General features: G+C 73.9%; 18 protein-coding genes. 8 read left to right on the top strand and 10 right to left on the bottom strand.

Features of this window, described 5'->3' with window-relative positions:
- Positions 1-76 precede the first annotated feature (76 nt).
- The 3 genes from Ae505Ps2_RS19080 to Ae505Ps2_RS19070 all read right to left on the bottom strand — a co-directional run bounded on the left by Ae505Ps2_RS19080 (position 77) and on the right by Ae505Ps2_RS19070 (position 3,055).
- Entirely contained in the window at positions 77-436 is a 360-nt protein-coding gene (locus tag Ae505Ps2_RS19080; RefSeq protein WP_075305737.1) for a hypothetical protein, read from the bottom strand.
- Between the two features lie 111 nt (positions 437-547).
- Entirely contained in the window at positions 548-1,045 is a 498-nt protein-coding gene (locus Ae505Ps2_RS19075) for a helix-turn-helix transcriptional regulator (protein WP_233147508.1), read from the bottom strand.
- Positions 1,046-1,264: 219 nt separating this feature from the next.
- Positions 1,265-3,055, bottom strand: coding sequence for an alpha/beta fold hydrolase (locus tag Ae505Ps2_RS19070; RefSeq protein WP_075553827.1), 1,791 nt, complete (start codon positions 3,053-3,055; stop codon positions 1,265-1,267).
- 262 nt (positions 3,056-3,317) lie between these two features.
- Here Ae505Ps2_RS19070 and Ae505Ps2_RS19065 point away from each other — a divergent pair, with 262 nt between their 5' ends.
- From Ae505Ps2_RS19065 to Ae505Ps2_RS19050, 4 genes are all read left to right on the top strand, one after another.
- A complete protein-coding gene (locus tag Ae505Ps2_RS19065) occupies positions 3,318-4,676 on the top strand; it encodes an alpha/beta fold hydrolase (RefSeq protein WP_084786339.1) in 1,359 nt (452 codons plus the stop codon).
- A 203-nt stretch (positions 4,677-4,879) separates the two neighbouring features.
- Entirely contained in the window at positions 4,880-6,028 is a 1,149-nt protein-coding gene (locus Ae505Ps2_RS19060) for a sigma-70 family RNA polymerase sigma factor (RefSeq protein ID WP_233147507.1), read from the top strand.
- 247 nt (positions 6,029-6,275) lie between these two features.
- Positions 6,276-6,815: a flavin reductase family protein gene (locus Ae505Ps2_RS19055; RefSeq protein ID WP_075305733.1), complete on the top strand. Its 540-nt coding sequence runs from the start codon at positions 6,276-6,278 to the stop codon at positions 6,813-6,815.
- Positions 6,812-7,369, top strand: a complete 558-nt coding sequence (locus tag Ae505Ps2_RS19050) for an NAD(P)H-dependent oxidoreductase (RefSeq protein ID WP_020627817.1) — start codon at positions 6,812-6,814, stop codon at positions 7,367-7,369. Before Ae505Ps2_RS19055 ends, Ae505Ps2_RS19050 begins: the two co-directional genes overlap by 4 nt.
- A 24-nt stretch (positions 7,370-7,393) precedes the next feature.
- Here Ae505Ps2_RS19050 and Ae505Ps2_RS19045 read toward each other — a convergent pair whose 3' ends face one another.
- The 4 genes from Ae505Ps2_RS19045 to Ae505Ps2_RS19030 all read right to left on the bottom strand — a co-directional run bounded on the left by Ae505Ps2_RS19045 (position 7,394) and on the right by Ae505Ps2_RS19030 (position 11,867).
- Positions 7,394-8,737, bottom strand: a complete 1,344-nt coding sequence (locus Ae505Ps2_RS19045) for an MFS transporter (RefSeq protein ID WP_075305732.1) — start codon at positions 8,735-8,737, stop codon at positions 7,394-7,396.
- Between the two features lie 62 nt (positions 8,738-8,799).
- Positions 8,800-9,405 (bottom strand): HAD family hydrolase, encoded by a 606-nt coding sequence (locus tag Ae505Ps2_RS19040; RefSeq protein WP_083696056.1) that lies wholly within the window; start codon positions 9,403-9,405, stop codon positions 8,800-8,802.
- A 177-nt stretch (positions 9,406-9,582) separates the two neighbouring features.
- Complete coding sequence (locus tag Ae505Ps2_RS19035; RefSeq protein ID WP_083696058.1) at positions 9,583-10,131, bottom strand: GNAT family N-acetyltransferase; 549 nt, start codon at positions 10,129-10,131, stop codon at positions 9,583-9,585.
- Between the two features lie 35 nt (positions 10,132-10,166).
- Entirely contained in the window at positions 10,167-11,867 is a 1,701-nt protein-coding gene (locus Ae505Ps2_RS19030) for an L-lactate permease (protein ID WP_075305730.1), read from the bottom strand.
- Between the two features lie 180 nt (positions 11,868-12,047).
- On the opposite strand from Ae505Ps2_RS19030, the gene Ae505Ps2_RS19025 reads away from it, so the two are divergent.
- Together Ae505Ps2_RS19025 and Ae505Ps2_RS19020 are read left to right on the top strand one after the other, a co-directional pair.
- Positions 12,048-13,262 carry a cytochrome P450 gene (locus Ae505Ps2_RS19025; RefSeq protein WP_075553825.1) on the top strand — a complete coding sequence of 405 codons (1,215 nt, stop codon included), beginning with the start codon at positions 12,048-12,050 and terminating at the stop codon, positions 13,260-13,262.
- Positions 13,263-13,284: 22 nt separating this feature from the next.
- Positions 13,285-13,902 carry a TetR/AcrR family transcriptional regulator gene (locus Ae505Ps2_RS19020; RefSeq protein WP_075305728.1) on the top strand — a complete coding sequence of 206 codons (618 nt, stop codon included), beginning with the start codon at positions 13,285-13,287 and terminating at the stop codon, positions 13,900-13,902.
- A gap of 231 nt (positions 13,903-14,133) precedes the next feature.
- Here the strand turns inward: Ae505Ps2_RS19020 and Ae505Ps2_RS19015 are convergent, their stop codons facing one another.
- Both Ae505Ps2_RS19015 and htpG read right to left on the bottom strand, forming a co-directional pair.
- Positions 14,134-15,180 (bottom strand): ABC transporter substrate-binding protein, encoded by a 1,047-nt coding sequence (locus tag Ae505Ps2_RS19015; RefSeq protein ID WP_075333232.1) that lies wholly within the window; start codon positions 15,178-15,180, stop codon positions 14,134-14,136.
- An 81-nt stretch (positions 15,181-15,261) separates the two neighbouring features.
- Entirely contained in the window at positions 15,262-17,130 is a 1,869-nt protein-coding gene (gene htpG, locus Ae505Ps2_RS19010; RefSeq protein ID WP_075554274.1) for a molecular chaperone HtpG, read from the bottom strand.
- A 233-nt stretch (positions 17,131-17,363) separates the two neighbouring features.
- On the opposite strand from htpG, the gene Ae505Ps2_RS19005 reads away from it, so the two are divergent.
- Together Ae505Ps2_RS19005 and secD are read left to right on the top strand one after the other, a co-directional pair.
- Entirely contained in the window at positions 17,364-17,732 is a 369-nt protein-coding gene (locus tag Ae505Ps2_RS19005; RefSeq protein ID WP_139318687.1) for a hypothetical protein, read from the top strand.
- Positions 17,733-17,825: 93 nt separating this feature from the next.
- Positions 17,826-20,129, top strand: a complete 2,304-nt coding sequence (secD, locus tag Ae505Ps2_RS19000; protein ID WP_249265299.1) for a protein translocase subunit SecD — start codon at positions 17,826-17,828, stop codon at positions 20,127-20,129.
- Between the two features lie 11 nt (positions 20,130-20,140).
- Here the strand turns inward: secD and Ae505Ps2_RS18995 are convergent, their stop codons facing one another.
- On the bottom strand, positions 20,141-20,629 hold the full coding sequence (locus Ae505Ps2_RS18995) for a hypothetical protein (RefSeq protein ID WP_233147505.1): 489 nt from the start codon (positions 20,627-20,629) through the stop codon (positions 20,141-20,143).
- Between the last annotated feature and the right edge of the window lie 58 nt (positions 20,630-20,687).

Raw genomic sequence — 20,687 nt, 5'->3', positions numbered from 1 at the left:
TCACACGACGACGGCCCCCGCCCGGGTGACCGGGCGGGGGCCGTCGAGGTCGTTCAGGGAGTCCCGGGTCGGGGACTCACTTGGTGGTGCTGCGGGTGGCGCGCGCGGTCTTCTCCGCGACGGCCTCGGCGCCGCGCCCGGCGTGCTCGGTCACGGCCTCGGCCGCCTTGGTCGCCTGCTCGGTGACCTGGTCGAACACCGAGGTACCGGCGCTGACGACGGTCCGCGCGAACTCGCGCTGGTGGCCCAGCACCTGCTCGTAGAAGTCGAAGACGCGCTCGACGGCGGCGCCCGCGTCGGGCAGCTGCGGGCGGTCCCCGGCGCCGAACTGGCGGGCCAGGCCGCTCGCGGCCTCGGTCCACCCGCGGACGGACTCGGTGACCAGGTCCTGGCCACGCTTGGCGATGTCGACGAACTGCTCGGTGGAGGCGGTCATCGGTGCTTCCCTCCCGGGAGACGTGTCTGGGGTGCGGACGGGGAGCACGACGAGCACCCCGGCATGCCAAGAAAACTACGCACGCCCGTTAAGTATGTCAAGCACGCCTGCTCAGTCCCGCTGCACGAAGCTCCGGTACACCCCGAGCAGCGCCGCCTTCTGCTCGTCGGACAGCCGTGCGTCGGCCTCGATCGCCGCCTCGACACCCGGCGGGGACGTGGCCGCGGCCGCGGCCTCCTCGGGCGGGGCGGCGTCGCCCGCGGTGTCCGGGTCGCCGACCGCCCAGCCGGCCCGGCTGAGCATCTGGTCGGTGTTGAGGTGCAGCGCGTCGGCGATCGAGCGCAGCACCTTCAGCGACGGCTGGTGCAGCCCCCTCTCGACCTGGCTGAGGTAGGCGTTGGACACCTGGGTCATCGCCGCCATCTCCCGCAGCGAGAGCTTCGCCATCTGCCGCTGCGCCCGGATGAACCCGCCCAGGGCGTTCACCTGCGCGCTCCAGGCGTCCTCGGCGGCCCTGCGGCCGTTCTCGTGCAGCTCGTCGGCAGTGGTCCCCCCGGCGCTCGGTGTCCGGCGGCCGCCGCGGGCGCGGGTCTCCCCCGCGCGGCTCACGGCGTCCCCGCCCGGAGGGACCCGCGCGGCGGTCGCCGGCGCGCGGGCACAGAACGTACGCGGTCCATGGCGACGCATTCTCCCCGCCGGACGGCGGTTGTGCACGCATCCGATGCTGTGTCCATGATGGACGGCGTTGATCGCCGGCCATCGTGGACACCGCGCCGCCCGGGTGACCAGCGGTGATCATCGGGGCGGCGACGGGGCCGGGGTGGCGGATCAGCCCCGCAGCACGTAACGGCCGGGAGCGGGCTCCAGCGGCGGGTGCGCGTCGGACCCGATCCTCTTCGGCGCCGCGACCTCCGCGCCCGCACGCTCGGCGATCCACGGCGTCCAGTCCTCCCACCAGGAGGCCTTGCGCTCGGTGGCGTCGTCGCGCCAGTCCTCGGCGCGGGCCGGGAGGTCGTCGCTCTCGCCGAACCAGTGCCGCGACTTCGGCGACGGCGGGTTCACCACGCCGGCGATGTGCCCGGAGTTCGACAGCACGAAGCGCACGGTGCCCCCGATCTTCGACGCCCCGGTGTAGACCGACTTCCAGGGCGCGATGTGGTCGGACTCCGCGGTGACGACGTAGCTGTCGGGCCGGATGTCGGCCACGTCGAGCCGCTCCCCCGCCAGCTCCAGCTTGCCCTCGGCGAAGCGGTTCTCCAGGTACAGCGTCCGCAGGTACTCGGTCTGCATCGCGGCCGGCATGCGGGTGGAGTCGGAGTTCCAGGTCAGCATGTCGAAGGGCTTCGGGTCCTCGCCGAGCATCCAGTCGTTGACGACGTAGTTCCAGACCAGGTCGGTGGACCGCAGCAGGTCGAAGGTCGTCTTCATGCTGGTGGCGGGCAGGTACCCGTCCTTGCGCATGTTCCGCTCGAGCCGGTTCACTGTCTTCTCGTCGGTGAACACGCCCAGCTGGCCGGGGCCGGAGTAGTCGAGCAGCGTGTTCATCAGGGTCAGCGAGTTGACGCGCTGGTCGCCCTTGGCCTCCAGCCACGCCGTCATCGCCGCGGACAGTGCGCCGCCCAGGCAGAGCCCGGCGACGTTGACCTTGTCCTGCCCGGTGATCTCCCGGACGACCTCCATGGCCGTGACCGGACCCTCCTGCAGGTAGTCGCTCATCGTCACGTCGGCCAGCGACGAGTCCGGGTTGCGGTAGCTGATCATGAAGACGGTGTGGCCGTGCTGCACCGCCCACTCCACCAGCGACTTCTGCGGCGCGAGGTCCATGATGTAGTACTTGTTGATCCACGGCGGGCTCATGAGCAGCGGGATCTCGTGGACCTCGGCGGTCTGCGGCTCGTACTGGATGAGCTCGATCAGCCGGTTGCGGAACACGACGTGCCCCGGGGTGACCGCGAGGTCCTTGCCCACCTGGAAGGCGCCGGGGGGGACCTGACGCGGCATCCCCTGGTTCTGCACGGCGTCGCGCAGCATGTTGCGCGCGCCCCGCACGATGTTCAGCCCGCCGGTCTCGACGATCTTCTTCGGCCAGGCCGGGTTGGTGACGATCGCGTTCGGCGGGGCCAGCGCCTCGATGATCTGACCGACCAGCCAGTCCAGCTTGCGGCGTGCCGTCGGCGAGACGCGGGCCGCCTGCGACAGCTCGGTCAGCCGGTCGGCGAGCAGGGCGTGCTCCTGACGGGCCAGGTAGTACCAGGCGTTGCCCTCCCGGGCCGGGTCGGCGTAGCGCTTGTCCTTCTCGGGCAGCGACGCCGGGCCGGTGGTCGTCCCGCCGACGGCGCGCGCGGCGGCGGCGGTCACCGCCTTGGCCGAGTCGACGCCGAAGCCGAGCCCGGTTCGCAGCAGCGCGCCGGGGCGGGTGGCGAGCGAGCGGGCGGCCTCGCCGAGGGCCCCGGCGAAGCCCACCGGGTCCACCTTCGCCGCGACGCCCTCCGGGCTGGCGAGCTCGCGCAGGTCCCGGACGAGGCCGGCCGCCTGCCGCCGCAGCACCTCCGCGGCCTGGTTCGACGCGGCGGCGCTGCCGTTCTCGGACTCGGGCTGGGACAGGGGCTGCGTGGTCACTGTTCGTCACTCCTGACGGCCGGTTCGGTCTCCGTGCCTGGGTTCCCGGGCTCCCACGGGTGTCGGGACGCGCAACGGGATGGACACATGGTGACCGGGTACTCACCGGTAGGCAGCCCCTGAGTCTTGTAAGGCCTCTCACCTGCGCTAAGGGAAGCAAGCACTACTCCGGAGTAGCCAGCGCTTGCTTGAGATACCGAACGCGCTTTACCGTTCGGTAACCCGGTTAGCCCCCGGTCATCAGAGTTGATGGGAGAGGCCCATGAGCACGGCGATCACCCGACGGTCCGCACCCTCCGGGGAGCACGGACCACGTGCCCTTCCCGAGACCCCCGTGGCCGCGGCCACCGGGAGCGACGACCGGCCGGACCCCCTCCGGTACCTCGTGTCGTACAACACCCGGAACCTGACGAAGGTCGTGACCGAGGTCGGTCGCGCCACCGGCGCCTACTGGATCGACGCGGTCCAGCGGATGGCCCGGCCCGGCGACGCCGCCCGGCGCGGGCTGCTGTGGCTCTCGGCGATGGCCGACCGGCGCGAGCCGACCTGGCACCTGGCCAACGAGGTGGTGCTGTCGACGCCGTTCGCGTCGTTGCGCGACTTCACCGCCGCCGAGCACCGCGACGACGACGTGGTCCCCACCCTGGTGCTGCCGCCCCAGGCCGGGCACTCCTCGACCGTCGTGGACTACTCGCCGCAGCAGAGCCAGATCGCCATGATCCGCGCCTCGGGCCTGACGAAGGTCTACGCACTGGACTGGCGGCCCGCGACGACCGCAACGAAGAACGTCACGATCACCGACTACCTCGCGGTGATCGACCGGTCCATCCGGCGGATGGGCGGCAAGGCCAACCTGGTGGGCGACTGCCAGGGCGGCTGGCTGGCGACGATCTACGCCGCGCTGCACCCGGACCGGGTCAACACCCTGACCCTGGCCGGGGCGCCGATCGACTTCCACGCCGGCGAGTCGGTCATCGCCGCCTCGACCCGGCTGATGGCGGGCACGATGGGGATGGCGCCGTACAAGGCACTGGTCGCCGCGGGCGGCGGCAACATGCCGGGTTCGGCGGTGCTGTCGAACTTCATCTCGATCCAGCCGCAGTCGGAGATCTCCCGCCAGCTGCAGCTGCTGGAGAACATCGACGACCCCACCCACGTCGAGCGCTACCGGGTGTTCGAGGACTGGTTCAAGTACACCCAGGACATCCCCGGCGCGTTCTACCTGTGGCTGGTGGAGAACCTGTTCTGGAAGAACCGGCTGATCAAGGGCACGCTCACCGTCGACGGCCGGACCGTCGACATGGGGGCGATCGACTGCCCGCTGCTGCTCCTGGCGGGTTCGTCGGACCACATCACCCCGGCGCCGCAGCTGTTCGCCGCGGCGGAGAAGGTCGGGACCCCGGCCACGGACGTCACCTACCGGACGGCGAGCGCCGGTCACCTGGGCCTGTTCATGGGCCGCGACGCGCTGCGCCACGACTGGCCGGTGCTGATGGAGACCGTGTACGGCCACTCGGTGCCGAGCCGGAAGAACACCGGCGCCGGCAAGGCGTCGCGGCGGCGCAGCAGTGTCCGGGCGGTGGCCGACCCGCGGGACACCCCGCGGGTGCCCGCACCGTGACCGCCCCGCCCCGACGGGTCGCTCACTAAGAGGACCCTGAGAGAACCGCAACTGCATGTGACCGACGACACGGCCCCGCAGCCACTTTTACCGGCCTGCGGGGCCTTGTCGTGGGAACGATCCCCGGAACGGATGCGTTGACTCCGTACAGGGCAAGCGGCGAGGCCCATCAATCGCCCGCCGCAGCCCGCGCAGGGGAGGAATTGCACATGACGGTGACCACGACCGCTCCGGCCGTACCCGGCCCGCGCCTCACGACCGAGGCCCCCGCTCGCGCCACCGTGTCGTCGTCCGACACGAAGCGGACCGCCCCGCCGGTCGCCCGCAGCTCCCGCCGTCGCACCGACGGCGACGGAGGCACCGCGCTGGAGACCACCGTACCCGGTGCCGCGGCCGCCGTGGCGGAGGATCTCGACGCCCAGAGCCCCGCCGCGGACCTGGTGCGCGTCTACCTGAACGGGATCGGCAAGACCGCGCTGCTGACCGCGGAGCAGGAGGTCGAGCTGGCCCGGCGCATCGAGGCCGGCGTGTTCGCCCAGCACCGGCTGGACACCGCCGCCGCCGACGGCACGCTCGACGAGCTGGACCCGCAGTACCGCCGCGACCTGCGCGCGGTCGTCCGCGACGGGCTGCTGGCCAAGAACCACCTCCTGGAGGCGAACCTGCGCCTCGTGGTGAGCCTGGCCAAGCGCTACACCGGGCGCGGGATGCCGCTGCTGGACCTGATCCAGGAGGGCAACCTCGGCCTGATCCGCGCGGTGGAGAAGTTCGACTACACCAAGGGCTTCAAGTTCTCGACCTACGCGACGTGGTGGATCCGGCAGGCCATCACCCGTGGCATGGCCGACCAGGCCCGCACCATCCGGTTGCCCGTGCACCTGGTGGAGCAGGTCAACAAGCTGGCCCGGATCAAGCGCGACATGCACCAGCGCCAGGGCCGCGAGCCCACCGAGGCCGAGCTGGCGGCCGAGTCGGGCATCCCGGAGCACAAGATCCAGGACCTGCTCGACCACGCCCGCGACCCGGTGAGCCTGGACATGCCGGTCGGGTCCGAGGAGGAGGCGCCGCTCGGTGACTTCATCGAGGACGCCGAGGCGACCGACGCCGAGAACACCGTGATCTCGAGCCTGCTGCACGACGACCTCCGCCGGGTGCTGGCCACCCTGGAGGACCGCGAGCAGAAGGTCATCCGGATGCGGTTCGGCCTCGACGACGGGCAGCCGCACACGCTCGACCAGATCGGGCGCGCCTTCAAGCTCTCCCGCGAGCGGGTGCGCCAGATCGAGCGCGAGGTCATGTCGAAGCTGCGGGTCGGGGAGCGCGCCGACAAGCTGCGCGCCTACGCGAGCTGAGCCGGATCGGCCGGGCGTCCCCCCACCCGGCTCCGGTGAAGGACGGCCGGCGGAGCGATCGCTCCGCCGGCCGTTGCCGTCTCGGGCACCCCGGGGCTCCCCACGAGTTCGGGATGCACGGCACGGGGAGTTCTACCGGATCGATTCCGCGGCGGGTGGCGCGACACGACGACGGGCCGGGGGTGGCGCGTGCCACCCCCGGCCGAGATCGTTGTCGCTGCCGGGTCGGCGCGCCTACAGTCGAGTCATGTCCCGCTCCTCCACCGGACCGGCCGTGGGCGCGCACTCCGCCCCGGTGACCCCCTCGGTGACCCCGGAGACCATGCGCGACGCACTGGGCGCGTTCGCGTCCGGCGTCGTCGTCGTCACCGCGGTCGGACCGGACGGGCCGATGGGGTTCACCTGTCAGTCTTTCGCCTCGCTGTCGCTGGACCCGCCGCTGGTGAGCTTCGCGCCCTCGCGCGGGTCCTCCACCTGGCCGCGCATCCGCCAGGTGGGCCGGTTCTGCGTGAACGTGCTGGCCGCCGACCACGAGCACCACAGCGCCGGCTTCGCCCGCTCCGGGGTCGACAAGTTCGCCGGGGTGTCCTGGACGGCGGCGCCGTCCGGCTCGCCAGTCCTGGAGGGCGTCGGCGCCTGGGTCGACTGCACCCTGTGGAACGAGTACGACGGCGGCGACCACACGATCGTCGCCGCCCGGGTCGACGCGCTCGGCGCGGACCCGGAGCGGCTGCCGCTGCTGTTCCACCGCGGCACCTACTCCCTGACCCCGCGGGCCGCGTCGTGAGCGGTGTCGTGAGCGGTGGTGCGGGCCGCATCATCGGGGTCGTCGCCGGGCCGGAGCCGGGCGGGCGCACAGCGGCCGCCGTCGCCGGGATCCTCGCCGGCACCGGGGCCGACACCGCGCTGATCGAGCTGTCGCAGACCCCCGTCGCCGAGGTCACCGCGGCCTTCGCCGACGCCGACGCCGTCGTGTTCGGCAGCCCGGTCTACCGGGCCGGGCACACGGCGTCGCTGCGGGCACTGCTGGAGGCCACCGAGCGCGGCAAGTGGGGCGAGAAGACCGCCCCGCTCCAGGGCAAGGCGGCCGCGGTCGTGCTGACCGGGGCGAGCGGGCACCACTTCCTCGCCGTCGACGGGCTGCGCTCGGTGCTGGCCGGGTTCTTCGCCGTGCAGGTCCTCTCCCCCGGGCTCTACCTCGACCACTCCGGATACCTGGACCGCAACACCCTCACCGAGCAGTCCGCGGAGCTCGCGGCGGCGCACGGGCGGGCACTGGCCGACCTGACCACCGCGGTGCGCGGCTCCGGGGCGCTGCGGGCGATCACCCCGGTCGTCTGAGCGCCACCCGCGTCAGTGCCCGCGTCACCGCCCGGCCGGGGCGGCGGCGCGGGCGCAGCCGAGCGCCACGAGCGCGCCGAGCAGGGTGAACCCGGTCGCGACCAGCACCGCCACCTGCCAGCCCGCCAGCAGCTGAGCCACCGGCTCGTTCCCGGCCGGCGAGGTCAGCACCGAGGTCACCGTGACCCCGACGGCGGCGCCCAGGTAGCGGGCGGTGTTGTTGATGCCGCTGCCGGTGCCCGCGCGGTCCGGCGGCACCGAGGCCACGGCCTCGCGGCCGAGCGTCGCGTTGACGACCCCGGTGCCGACACCGACGACGACCAGCGCGGCCAGGACCACCCCGGTGCCGGAGCCGGTGGCGAGCAGTCCGAGCTGACCGGCCGTCATGACCAGCAGGCCGACACCGAGACGGACCCCGCCGGTGACCCGCTCGCTGATCCGGCGGGTCAGCAGCGCGGTGACGATGCTGGTGCCCGACCAGCCGAGCAGCAGCAGCGCCGCCGTCGCGGGGGCGGTGCCGTGCACCGGGGCGAGCACGGCGGGCAGGTACGAGCTCAGCGAGATGATGCCGAGCCCGGTGGCCAGGCTCGCGACCGTCGCCCCGACCAGCCCGGGGTGGCGGAACAGCCGGGGGCCGGCCATCGGGTGCGGCACGACGAACTGGACCACGACGAACCCGGCCAGCAGCGCCGCCCCGACCGCGAGCAGCACGACCGTCGCGGTGGTGACCGGCAGCCGTCGCGCCTCGGTGAGGCCCGCGAGCAGCACCGTCAGCCCGGCCGCGAGCAGCACCATCCCGCTGACGTCGACCGGCCGCGGGGCGCCGGCGGTGGACTCGGTCAACAGCACCCACGCGGCCACGGCCAGCACCAGCCCGGCGACGCCGACGGCCAGGTAGAGCACCCGCCACGGCAGCACCCCGGCGAGCAACGGCCCGGCGGCGATCCCGGCGGCCAGCGCCGCGCCCCACAGCCCGGTCGCGGCCGAGCGGCGCGGGCCCGGCGGCAGCGCGTGCCCGATCAGGGCGAGGCTGCACGCGACGACCGCGGCCGCCCCGACGCCCTGCCCGATCCGGCCGGCGACGAACCCGGCGGTGCCGGTGGCGAACGCCCCGCCCGCCGAGGCCAGGGCCAGCACCACCGCGCCGGTCGTGAACACCGCGCGCCGCCCCAGCCGATCGGCCAGGGTCCCCGCGGTCAGCAGCACCGCGGTGAGCCCCAGGCTCATCGAGCTCAGGATCCAGGAGCGCCCCGACGGCGAGGAGCCCAGGTCGGCCGCGATCGGGGCCAAGGTCGCCAGCGGCGCGGTGTAGCTGACCAGGGCCAACGTCGTACCCAGCGACGCCACCGCCACCGTGCGTCGGGCCACGCCGCCACCCCCGTCGTCACCGCTGACCGGTCATGATCAGGACGGACGCTACGCCGCGGGGCTCAGCTGGGCAGGCCGAGCAGCGCGGGCAGGTCCGCGACCGAGTCGATGACGGCGTCGGCACCCGCGGCGCGCAGCCGCGGCTCGCCGTGTGCCCCGCCCCGCACCCCGACGGCGAGGCCCGCCCCCGCCCGGACGGCGGCGTCGATGTCGGCGGTCGCGTCACCGGTCACGGCGACCTGCGCGGGCTCGGTCCCGGCCCGACGGGCGGCGGCGTGGAGCAGGTCGGGCTCTGGCAGGCCGCGACCGTCGACGTCGGCGGGCGACAGGACCATGTCCGCCCGCTCGGTGAACCCGAGCGCCGACACCAGGCGGTCCCGCAGCTCGGGGTCGAACCCGCAGGTCAGAGCCACGCTCAGGCCGGCGTCGCGGAGTGCGTCGAGGGTCTGCGCGGCGCCGGGGACCGGGCGCACGCGGCCCGCGTCCAACGCGGCGTGCAGGTGGTCGGCGAACGCGGAGTGCGCGCGGCGGGCCCGGTACATGTCGCCGTCGAGCAGCTCGCCGAGCACCGTCATGACCGGGCGGTCCATCGTCGCGCGGGCCTGGCGGTCCAGCGCCGGGTAGCACGGGCCGTCGACACGGACCCCCGGCGGCGCGCAGGCCGGCACGCAGACCGGCGAGCACGAGCCCGTCGTCGGCCATCGTCGTACCCGCCAGGTCGAGCACCGCCAGTTGCACGGGTGAACTCCACCGGCGCCGGATGACGATCACCCGTCTCCCGGTCGACTTCCGGGTGAACCGGCCGCGTCACTCCGGGGCCGGCGGCCTCCGGGGCGTCGCGGCGGTCACCACAGCTCGCCGTCGCGCCAGTCGCAGACCAGCGCGTGGGTCGGGTCGAGCGACGCGTCGACGGGCAGGACGTGCACGCTGCCGCGCTCGTCGGGGGTGTCGACGATGCCGTCCGGGGTGAGCGCCGCGAGCGGGCCGCGCCACGGTTCCCACCCGAGCCTGCGGTAGAGCCGCGCGGCACGGGCGGCGGCGCCGAGGGCCCCGAGCCGGTACCCGCCGCGCACGATCCGGTCCACCTCGGCCATCAGCAGCCCGCCGAGCCCGCCGCCCTGGAGCCCGGGCCGCACGGCGACGGCCTCGACGTAGCCGGTGCGCAGCGCGACGCCGTCGTGCAGCAGCCGCCGCCCCACGACGGCCGCGTGCCCGACCGGGTCGTGCACCGGCCCGGCGAGCACGTGCACCCCGCCGAGTGCGTGGTCGAACGAGGCGTCGTCGAACCCGCCGGTCCCGTCGGCGTCGGCGGGGAACGCGGCGTCGAGCAGGGCGCGCAGGCCCCGGAGCCCGTCGCGCCCGAGATCGGCGGTGGGCAGGACGGTCAGGCGCACCCGGCCGATCCTTCCGCAGGGCCCCACTCCGTGCCTCAGAAGGTCGGGAGCATCCATCCGAGCACCGGGGTCGACTGCAGGAACACCAGCACGCACAGCACCGCGAGCAGCCCGACGCTCCACAGGACGGTCCGCCGGAACAGCTCGGACTCCCGGCCGGCGATGCCCACGGCCGTCGCCGCGATGGTCAGGTTCTGCGGGCTGATCATCTTCCCGACGACGCCGCCGGAGGTGTTCGCCGCGACCATCAGGTGCGGGTCGAGCCCGGCCCGCTCGGCCGCAGTCTGCTGCAGCGTCGCGAACAGGGCGTTGGCCGAGGTGTCCGAGCCGGTGACCGCGGTGCCGAGCCAGCCGAGGATCGGCGACAGGAAGGCGAAGGCCGCGCCGGTCCCGGCGATCCAGGTGCCGATGGAGATCGTCTGCCCGGACAGGTTCATCACGTAGGCGAGGGCGAGGACGGTGGCCACGGTCAGGAAGGCGAACCGCAGCCGGTACGCGGTCCCGGTGAACTCGCGGACGGCCGTCGCGGGCGACAGCCGGTACAGCGCGGCGACGCCGATGCCGCAGATCAGCAGCAGCGAGCCGGGTGAGGACAGCCACTGGAGGCTGTAGACCGTGGTCGACACCGGGTCTCCGGACGCGCCGAGGACCTGCCCGTCCAGGCCCGGCCACCCGATCCTGACGTCGGTCCCGGACAGGAAGGACGTCACCGGGCCGACCAGCTTCGCCACCGAGAACACCACGATGATCAGCAGGTACGGGGCGAAGGCCATGACCAGCCGGCCGACCGACAGTGCCTGCGAGCGCTCGGCGAGGGTGCGCTGCTCGGTCGCGACGGACCGGCCGCCGTCGGCTCCGCCCGGCTCCTCGACAGGTGCGTCGGCGGTGCGCTCGATGCGCAGTGTCTCCCTCGCCTCGGCGCCGCCGCGCGGCTGCCAGAAGCGCAGCAGGAGCACGCCGGCGGCCAGCCCGGCCAGCGAGGCGACGATGTCGGTGAGCTCGACCGACAGGTAGGTGGCGGCCAGCCACTGGGCGAGGGCGAACGCGAGTCCGATGACGAGCGCGACCGGCCAGACCTGGCGCACGCCGCGCCTGCCGTCGACGAGCAGCACCAGCAGCGTCGGGACGACGACCGCGAGCACCGGGGTCTGATGTCCGACGACGGCACCGATCTCGTCGTACGGGATCCCGGTCAGGGTGCCCGCGGTGATGATCGGGGTGCCGACCGCGCCGAACGCGACGGGTGCGGTGTTGGCCAGCAGCACGACGACCGCCGCCCGGACCGGGGAGAACCCGAGCGCCATCAGCATGACGCCGGTGATCGCCACCGGGGCGCCGAACCCGGCCAGCGCCTCGAGCAGCCCGCCGAAGCAGAACGCGATGATGATCGCCTGTACCCGGGGGTCGTCGGAGATCAGCCCGAAGGCGGCGCGCAGGTCCTCGAACCGGCCCGCCGCCACGGTGAGCTGGTAGAGCCAGATCGCGGTGAAGACGATCCACATGATCGGGAAGAGACCGAACACCGCTCCCTCGGTGGCCGAGAGCAGGGCCAGGTGAACGGGCATTCCGAAGGCCGCCACCGCGACCACCACCGCGACGACGAGCGCGGCCAGCCCGGCCCAGTGCGCCTTCCAGCGCAGGGCACCCAGCGTCACGAAGATCGCCACCAGCGGGAGCAGTGCGACGAGCGCGGACAGCCAGACGCTGCCGAGCGGTTCGGGATCGTGCTGGAACACAGGTCGCCCCCCGGGGTGCCGTCGCCGTTGACGGTCGCAGCCTGTCACGCTTCGCCCGGTTTCACCGGTTCGGCGGCCGTCCGGGGCGTACCGGACAGGGCACACAAAACGAGAGCGCGCTGTCGTTTGAGCGGCTACCGTGGAGAGCGACGCGCCGCCCACCCACCGGAGGCCAGCACCATGACCGACACCGCCACGGACTTCTCGCTCCCGCTGCACATGCGCCGCGACCGGTTCCGACCCGACGCCGACCTGGAGCGCATCCGGGACTCCGGCGAGATCCCGCGGGTACGGACCGCGTTCGGCGCCGACGCCTACCTCGTGACCCGCTACGACGACGTGCGCCAGGTGCTCGGCGACGCCGCCACCTACTCCAACGCCGGGAGCGCCGCGCTGACCCGCCCGGACGCCCCGCCGCTCTCGGAGCGGGAGCAGGAGCAGATGCGGGCGGGCCAGCTGCTGGCGCAGGACCCGCCGGAGCACACCCGGCTGCGCCGCTTCCTCACCCGCGAGTTCACCCAGCGCCGGATGACCCGCCTGGCGCCGCGGATCACCGAGATCGTCGACGAGCACCTCGACGCGCTGGAGGCCGCCGGGCCGGGTGCCGACCTGGTCACCCTGTTCGCCCTGCCGGTACCGTCGATGGTCATCTGCGAGCTGCTCGGGGTGCCCTACACCAACCGCGACGAGTTCACCGCACGCTCGACCCGCCTGCTCGACGTGTCCCTTCCGGCGCAGGAGCGGCTCGCCGTCGGGCGGGAGAACCGGGCCTACATGAGCCGGCTCGTCGACGGGGCGCTGGCCGACCCGGGCGAGGACATCCTGGGCATGCTGATCCGCGAGCACGGCGAGGAGATCAGCCACGACGAGCTGGTCGGGATCGCGTCGCTGCTGCTGATCGCCGGGCACGAGACGACGTCGAACATGCTGTCGCTGGGCACCCTGGCACTGCTGGAGGACCCGGAGCAGGCCGCGCTGCTGCGCAGCGACCCGGAGCTCGCCCGCCCCGCCGTGGAGGAGCTGCTGCGGTGGCTGTCGATCGTGCACACCGGGGTGGTCAGGGTGACGACGACCGACACCGTGCTGCGTGACACCCCGATCCCGGCGCAGTCGCTGGTGATGTGCTCGCTCCCCGCGGTCAACCGCGACAGCGCGTCCGGGTTCGACGACCCCGCCCGGCTCGACGTCACCCGGGGTGCGGCCGGGCACGTCGCGTTCGGGCACGGCGTGCACCACTGCCTCGGCGCCCCGCTGGCCAGGATGGAGATGGCGACGGCGTTCCCCGCCCTGCTCCGCCGCTTCCCCACGCTCGCCCCGGCCGGGCCGGTCCCGCCCGAGGCCTTCCGGGCGTACCACTTCGTCTACGGCATGCACACGCTGCCGGTGACCTGGTGAGCCAGGGCGATACCGTGCTCCGATGACCGCCTCGTCGCTCGACGGCTCCCCGGCGGGCCGTCCGCTGCGCGCCGACGCCGCCCGCAACCACCGCCGGATCATCGACACGGCGGCCGCGGCGTTCGAGTCGGACGGAGCGGACGTCCCGCTGGAGGAGATCGCGCGCCGGGCCGGGGTAGGCGTCGCGACGCTGTACCGCCGGTTCCGGACCCGCGACGTGCTGGTGCGGGCGGTGCTGGACCAGGTGTTCGTCGCCGAGATCGAGCCGACCGCGGCCGCCGGGGACGGCGACCCGTGGGCCGACCTGGCCGGGTCGCTGGGCCGGGCGGTCGAGGCCATCGCCGGACGCCGGACGCTCCTGCAGCTGGCCCGGGAGACCGGTGCGTTCGATGTCGAGTCCGCCGAGCGCTACGGCCGGACGCTGACCCGGCTGCTGGAGCGGGCGCGTGAGGCGGGCGCGGTCCGCCCGGAGCTCACCCCACGGGACCTGTCGGCGGTGCTGGTCATGGCGCTCGCCGTCGCCGAGGGGTCGGACGCGGCGGCGACGGCGTCGGGCGAGGACCGCGCACGCTACCTGGCGCTGCTCCTCGACGGGCTGCGCCCGGGGAACCCGCCGCTGCCCGCGGGGTCGGAGACCTAGCAACGATCGGGGCACGGTGGCTCCCGCGGGCGGCGCGGACCGGATACGGTTCTGGCCGTCCGCTCGGCAACGGCGCCGGGCGGATCCGCACTCCTCCGCCTCGTCGCACCGGGTGCTGCAGCGGTCCGACCGCAGCCGCCGGGCCCCGCGCCGGGCCGGGACCCGGCCGTCGAAACGGACCGCGCGACGCCGCCCGGCGCCCGACCGGACCGCGCGCGACGGCGCCGGGGTTCAGCCGCCGAACCGGTCCGGGTGCAGCCGGCGGGCGAGCGTCGCGACCGCGTCGGCGTTGCGGATGCCGGGGCTGACCTCGGCGAAGGTCGTGGTGAACACCTTGCCGTCGCGGACCGCGGGGACCGTGGCCAGGGCCGGGTCGTTCCGCAGACGCTCGGCCAGCGGCTCCGCGCCCTCCGGTCCGACATCGCGCCCGCAGCAGGCCGGGATCACGATCACGTCCGGGCGGGCCGCGACGATGCCCTCCAGCGACACGGTGCGCTGCCGGCCGGCGATGGTGTCGAACGCCTGCCGCCCGCCCGCGGCCTCGATGATCGTCGTCGCGACGTCGCCGATGCCGAAGACCCGCAGCTCACCGGTGCTGCCCGGGGAGTTCAGCATCGCCACCCGCGGACGGTCGGCGACCCCGGCGAGCCGGCCCGCCACGTCGCCGAGGGTGCTGCGCATGCCGGCGACGACCTCCGCGGCCCGGTCCTCGGCGCCGAGCAGCCGACCGAGGTCGGTGAGGTCGCGCTCGACGCCGGCGAAGGACACGTCGTTGGCGCCGATGCTCTGCTGACCGCCGCCGTCGGCGGTCGGGCAGTAGGCGCTGAACAGGAAGGTCTCCGTGCCGGTGGCGCCGAGCTCGGCGCGGGTGCCGAGGCCCTCCCGGGTGAACGCGCCGGTGAAGCCGGAGACGACGAGGTCCGGATCGACCCGCAGCACCTCCTCGCGCGACGGGTACTCCTCGGGCCAGTAGCTCTGCGGGCGGAAGTCACCGTCGAGCTGCGCCGGCAGCGGGTTGTCCAGGTAGGCCGCTCCGACGAGCCGGTCCCCCGCCCCGAGCGCGAGGACGGCCTCGATGCCGTTCTGGAACATCGCGACGACCCGCTCCGGGCGCTGCACCGGGACGTCGACGCCGCAGTTCACCACCGACGCCGTGGCAGGTGCGGCGCTGTGGTCGCCGAGGTCGCCGGGCGCCGGAGCCGGGTCACCCGCGCCGCACCCCGCGAGGAGCAGCAGCCCGGCGAGCAGCGGCGCCCAGCGGCGCGGGTTCCCGATCACCGCGACAGCATAGCCACGACACCTGATTAGCTCTTCAGATGTGCGGCTCTCGTCAGGGGCCGGTCCCCGCGCCGCGCGGCGTCAGAGGGTGTGCTGCAGCCGCTCCGCGAGCAGCCCCACGAACCGGGACGGGTCGGCGAGCTCGCCGCCCTCGGCCAGCAGCGCCATGCCGTGCAGCAGCTCGACGGTGCCGCTCTCGTCCTTGCCGGCCGCGCGCGCGTCCCGCAGCCCGGTGACCAGCGGGTGCGACGGGTTGAGCTCGAGGATCCGCTTCACCTTCGGCGGCTCCTGCCCCATCGCCCGGTACATCTTCTCCAGGGTCGGGGTCATGTCGAACTCGTCGCCGACGAGGACGGCCGGGGAGGTGGTGAGCCGGGTGGAGAGCCGCACCTCCTTGACGTCGGAGGTCAGGACCTCGGCCATCCAGGTGCAGAGGTCGGCGAACTCGGCCTGCTTGGCCGCCGCCTCCTCCTTCTCCTCGTCGGTCTGCAGGTCGACCTGGCCCTTGGCGATCGAGCGCAGCGGGGTGCCGTCGAAGCCGTCGACGGCGTCGACCCACACCTCGTCGACCGGGTCGGTCAGCAGCAGGACCTCGTAGCCCTTGTCCCGGAACGCCTCCATGTGCGGGGAGGCCTCGATCGCGGTCCGCGAGTCCCCGGTCATGTAGTAGATCGCTTCCTGGCCCTCGCGCATCCGCTCCTTGTAGGCCGCGAGTGAGGTCGGCTTCTCCGCGTCGTGGGTGCTCTCGAACACCGACACCCCGAGGATGGTGTCGCGGTTGTCGGCGTCGGACAGCAGGCCCTCCTTGAGCGCCCGGCCGCACTGCTCCCAGAAGGTCGCGAACTTCTCCGGCTCGTTGTCGCGCATCGACCCGAGGACCGACAGCACCTTCTTCACCAGGCGCCTGCGGATCGCCGAGATCTGGCGGTCCTGCTGCAGGATCTCCCGCGACACGTTCAGCGAGAGGTCCGCGGCGTCGACGACGCCCTTCACGAACCGCAGGTACTCGGGGACGAGCGCCTCGCAGTCGTCCATGATGAACACCCGCCGGACGTAGAGCTGCACCCCGCGGCGGGCGTCGCGCATGTAGAGGTCCATCGGTGCGACCTTCGGCAGGAACAGCAGCGCCTGGTACTCGAAGGTGCCCTCGGCGGCGAGCCGGATCGTCTCCAGCGGCTCCTGCCAGTCGTGGCTGACGTGCCGGTAGAACTCGGCGTACTCCTCCTCGGTCACGTCCTTCTGCGGGCGGGCCCACAGCGCCTTCATCGAGTTCAGCGTCTCGGGCGCGGCGTCGTCGGTGTCCCCCGCCGTGCCGGTTCCGGCAGGCATGCGGACCGGCCAGGTGATGAAGTCGGAGTAGGTCTTCACGATGCGCCGCAGGACCGAGGGGGCGGCGTAGTCGTGCAGCTGGTCCTCGGCGTCGGACGCCTTGAGGTGCAGCGTGACCGCGGTGCCCTGCGGGGCGTCGGCGACCGGCTCGATCGTGTAGGTGCCCTCGCCGTCGGAGCTCCAGCGCACGCCCTCGGACGTGCCGGCCTTGCGGGTCACGAGCTCGACCCGGTCGGCCACCATGAACGAGGAGTAGAAGCCGACGCCGAACTGGCCGATCAGCTCCTGGCGGGCGTCGTCACCCGCCTCCCGCAGCTTCGCGAGGAGCTCCGCGGTGCCCGACCGCGCGATCGTGCCGATCAGGTCGACGACCTCGTCGCGGGTCATGCCGATGCCGTTGTCGCGCACGGTGAGGGTGCGCGCCTCGGCGTCCGGCACGAGCTCGACGTGCAGGTCGTCGGTGTCGGCGCCCAGGTCCTTGTCCTGGTAGGCAGCGAGACGGAGCTTGTCCAGCGCGTCGGAGGCGTTGGAGATCAGCTCGCGCAGGAAGACGTCCTTGTTCGAGTAGATCGAGTGGATCATCAACCGCAGCAGCTGCCGGGCCTCGGCCTGGAACTCGATCGTCTCGCCGCCGGTCGTCCCGCCGCCGGTCTCCGCGGAGTCGGTGTTCTGGCTGGTCGACGGATCCGTGCTCACGTCAGTCGTCCTCTCGGGTCTTCACGGGGTGGTGCGGTCACGATTGTGCCGAACCGGGACGGTCGCGCGCCCCCCAGTCCGCCCCCTGCTCCGTCGTCGGCGGCGCGGTGACCGGTACCGTCGCGGGCGGAAACCCCCGAACCGGACGGATCACCCTCGTGCGCACGACCCGCAGCCCGGCCCGCCGCCTCGTCGCGGTGCTGCTGCTGTCGCTGGTGGCCGCGCTCGCCCCGGTCGCCGGGTCGCTGACCGCCGAGGCCGTCCCGGCCACGGCGGCGGCCTCGGTCGGGCAGGACGTCGCTCCCGCCGAGGCGCCCCGGCCCGCGCTGCTGGGGCGCTCCGCCCACGACGGTCCGGTCGCACCCGACGCGGCCGGCCACCCCGGCCCCGCCCTGGACCTGCTGGTCCTCGACGCCGCCGGGCTCCCGCACGAGGCGCCCGGCCGCGTCGACGACCACGCGCCGGCCGCCGCCCCGGCGCCCGGGACCGGCGCGGACATCGGGTCGCGGGGACCCCCGCGGGCCTGACCGGACGACCCCACCGGTCGCCACCGCCCGCGACTCCCCCGCACCCCCGCCGTGCCCCGGTCCCGACCGGGGTGCCCGCCGCCGAGGATCCCTGTGAAGCCACGCCCCGTGCTCTGGCGGGCGCTCATCGCGCTCGCCGTGCTCGCCCTGTCCTCCGTCGTCGCGCTCACCACCGCCCCCACGCTGGGCCTGGACCTGCGCGGCGGCACCCAGATCGTCCTGGAGACCCGCGACACCCCCGAGGTCGCCGCCGACGGTGAGGCCACCGACCGCGTGCTGGAGGTGCTGCGCGGGCGCATCGACGGGCTCGGTGTGGCCGAGCCGAGCCTGGCCCGGTCCGGGGAGAACCGGATCATCGTCGAGCTCCCCGGGCTGACCGACCCCGCGGAGGCCGCGGAGACGCTCGGGCGCACCGCGCAGCTGACGATGCACCCGGTGCTGGGGGTCGGTGACCCCGCCGCCGGGGGGACCGGCGTCGACGAGCAGGGCCAACCGCTGCAGCTCGGCCCGCCGGCCCTGACCGGCGACATGGTCGGCTCGGCGATGTCCTCGCCCAACCCGCAGGGTGTCGGGCACATCGTCAACATCTCCTTCGACGGTGACGGCCCCGCCCGCTGGCAGGCCCTCACCGGCCAGGCCGCCTGCGCGCCGTCCGGCGACCCGCAGCGTCGGGTCGCGATCGTGCTCGACCAGCAGGTCATCTCCTCCCCGCAGGTCGTCGAGGACATCCCGTGCAACGTCGGCATGCTCGGCGGGCAGACCCAGATCACCGGCAACTTCTCCCCCGAGCAGGCCTCCGAGCTGGCCGTGCTGATCGAGGGCGGCGCCCTCCCGCTGCCGGTGGAGATCATCGAGCAGCGGACCGTCGGCCCGACCCTGGGCGCCGACGCGATCTCCGCGAGCGCCTGGGCCGCGATCATCGGCTCCGCGCTGGCCGGGGCCTTCCTCATCGTGGTGTACCGGCTCGTCGGGTTCGTCGCCGTCGTCGCGCTCGGCGGGTACGCGCTCGTCGCCTACGCGGTGCAGACCGGGCTCGGCGCGACGCTCACGCTGCCCGGCCTGGCCGCCTTCGTCCTCGCGGTCGGCATGGCCGTCGACGCGAACGTGCTGATCGCCGAACGCTCCCGCGAGGAGTACGCGGCGAAGCCACGCCTGGAACGCGCCTCGGAGATGGGCTACGCCAACTCGCTGTCCGCGGTCGGCGACGTCGCGGTGACCTCGCTGCTCGCCGCCGTGCTGCTGTTCAGACTCGCGTCGGGGCCGGTCCGCGGGTTCGGTGTCACGCTGGTCATCGGTGTGGTCGTGTCGCTGTTCTCGGCGTTGGTGCTGTCCCGGCTGCTCACCCTCGCCGTCCTGCGGATCCCCGCGGTCAAGCGCAGGCCGAGGATCACCGGCATCACCGAGATCGGCCCGGTCCGGCGCAGGCTGGAGGCGAGCGACCCCGGGTTCCTGCGGCGCCCGGCCCGCTACCTCGCCGTCGCCGGGGTCGTCGTGGTGGTGATGGTGTCCGGGCTGTTCGTACGCGGCCTGGAGCTCGGTGTCGAGTTCACCGGCGGCCGGCTGGTCGAGTTCACGACGTCGAACCCGGTGAGCGTGGAGCAGGTCCGCGACGCCGTCGACGCCACCGGGATCGGCGGGCTCACCGTCACCGAGACCGGCGACGGCGCGGTGGCCCTGCGCTCCGGCGAGCTCACCGACGCCCAGGTCGGGCAGCTGCGCGAGGCCGTCGGCGCGGCGGGTGGCGGCGCCGAGCTGCTCCGCGACGAGCTCATCGGGCCCAGCCTCGGTGCCGAACTGGCCCGCGGCGGGATCATCGCGCTGGGTGTCGCGCTCGCCGCGCAGTTCCTGTACCTGGCGTTCCGGTTCCGCTGGACGCTCGGCGCCGGCGCGGTCGCGGCGCTGCTGACCAACGTCCTCGTGGTGGTCGGGGTGTTCGCCTGGACCGGCCGCACCGCCGACGGGGTGTTCCTCGCGGCGCTGCTCACCGTCATCGGCTACTCGGTCAACGACACCGTCGTCGTGTTCGACCGGGTCCGCGAGCACTGGGCACGCAACGCGACGCTGCCGTTCCACACCTTCGTGGGGTCGGCGGTGCTCTCGACCCTGCCGCGGACGGTGAACACCGGCATCTCGACGCTGACGATCCTGACCGTGCTGCTCTTCCTCGGCGGGGCGACCCTCGGCGACTTCGCGCTGGCGCTGATCGTGGGCATCGTGGTCGGGACGGTGTCGACGATCGTCGTCGCCGGGCCGGTGTCGATCCTGTTGCAGCGGCGCTGGCCGGGGCCCGCGCCGCGGACGTCCGGAGCGAAGCAGCCGGTCGGCAAGGCGGGACGGCGCCACCCGTCGAAGGCCGACCGGGCACGGCGCCGCGCGGGCGACGGCGCGGTCGTCTGAGTGCGCGCGGGTCACGAGCGGTCACCGAGGTCGAGGCGTTCACCACAGCGGTCGATCCCGGCGCGGATCATCGCGCCGTAGCCGTCGTCGGGCAGCGCCCCCACCCGGTCCCGGGCACGGGACAGGTGGTGGCGCGCCCGTTCGTCGTCGCCGAGGCGGCGGTGCACGTCGGCGAGGTTGAGGTGCAGCGAGGGCAGGAACCCACCGACGCTCAGCGACGCGTGGTGGCGCTGCACCCGCTCGTCGGTCAGCTCGTCGGCGGCGGCCAGGGCGCGTTCGTCCCACATCAGCTCGGTGTGCGGGTCGTCCTGCACGTCGGCGGCGTAGTGGGCCAGCGTGCACCGGTGGAACGGGTCGCCGTCGACACCCACCTGCTCCCACAGGGCGTCGAACCGGGCACGTGCGCCGGTCCGGTCCCCGGCACGACCCGCCTCGACGGCGACGACGACGGCGTCCATGACCGGGTCCATGACGGGGTCGGTGGTGGCGGGCTGGTCCACGGGTCCTCCGGCGCTCGGGGGCGGGTTCGGGACGCATGCTGCACCGGACCCCCGACAG

The organism is Pseudonocardia sp. Ae505_Ps2, from assembly GCF_001932425.1.
GTDB lineage: Bacteria > Actinomycetota > Actinomycetes > Mycobacteriales > Pseudonocardiaceae > Pseudonocardia.
Note: the sequence above shows the minus strand (reverse complement) of the source record. Positions and strands in the feature narration are given on the sequence as shown.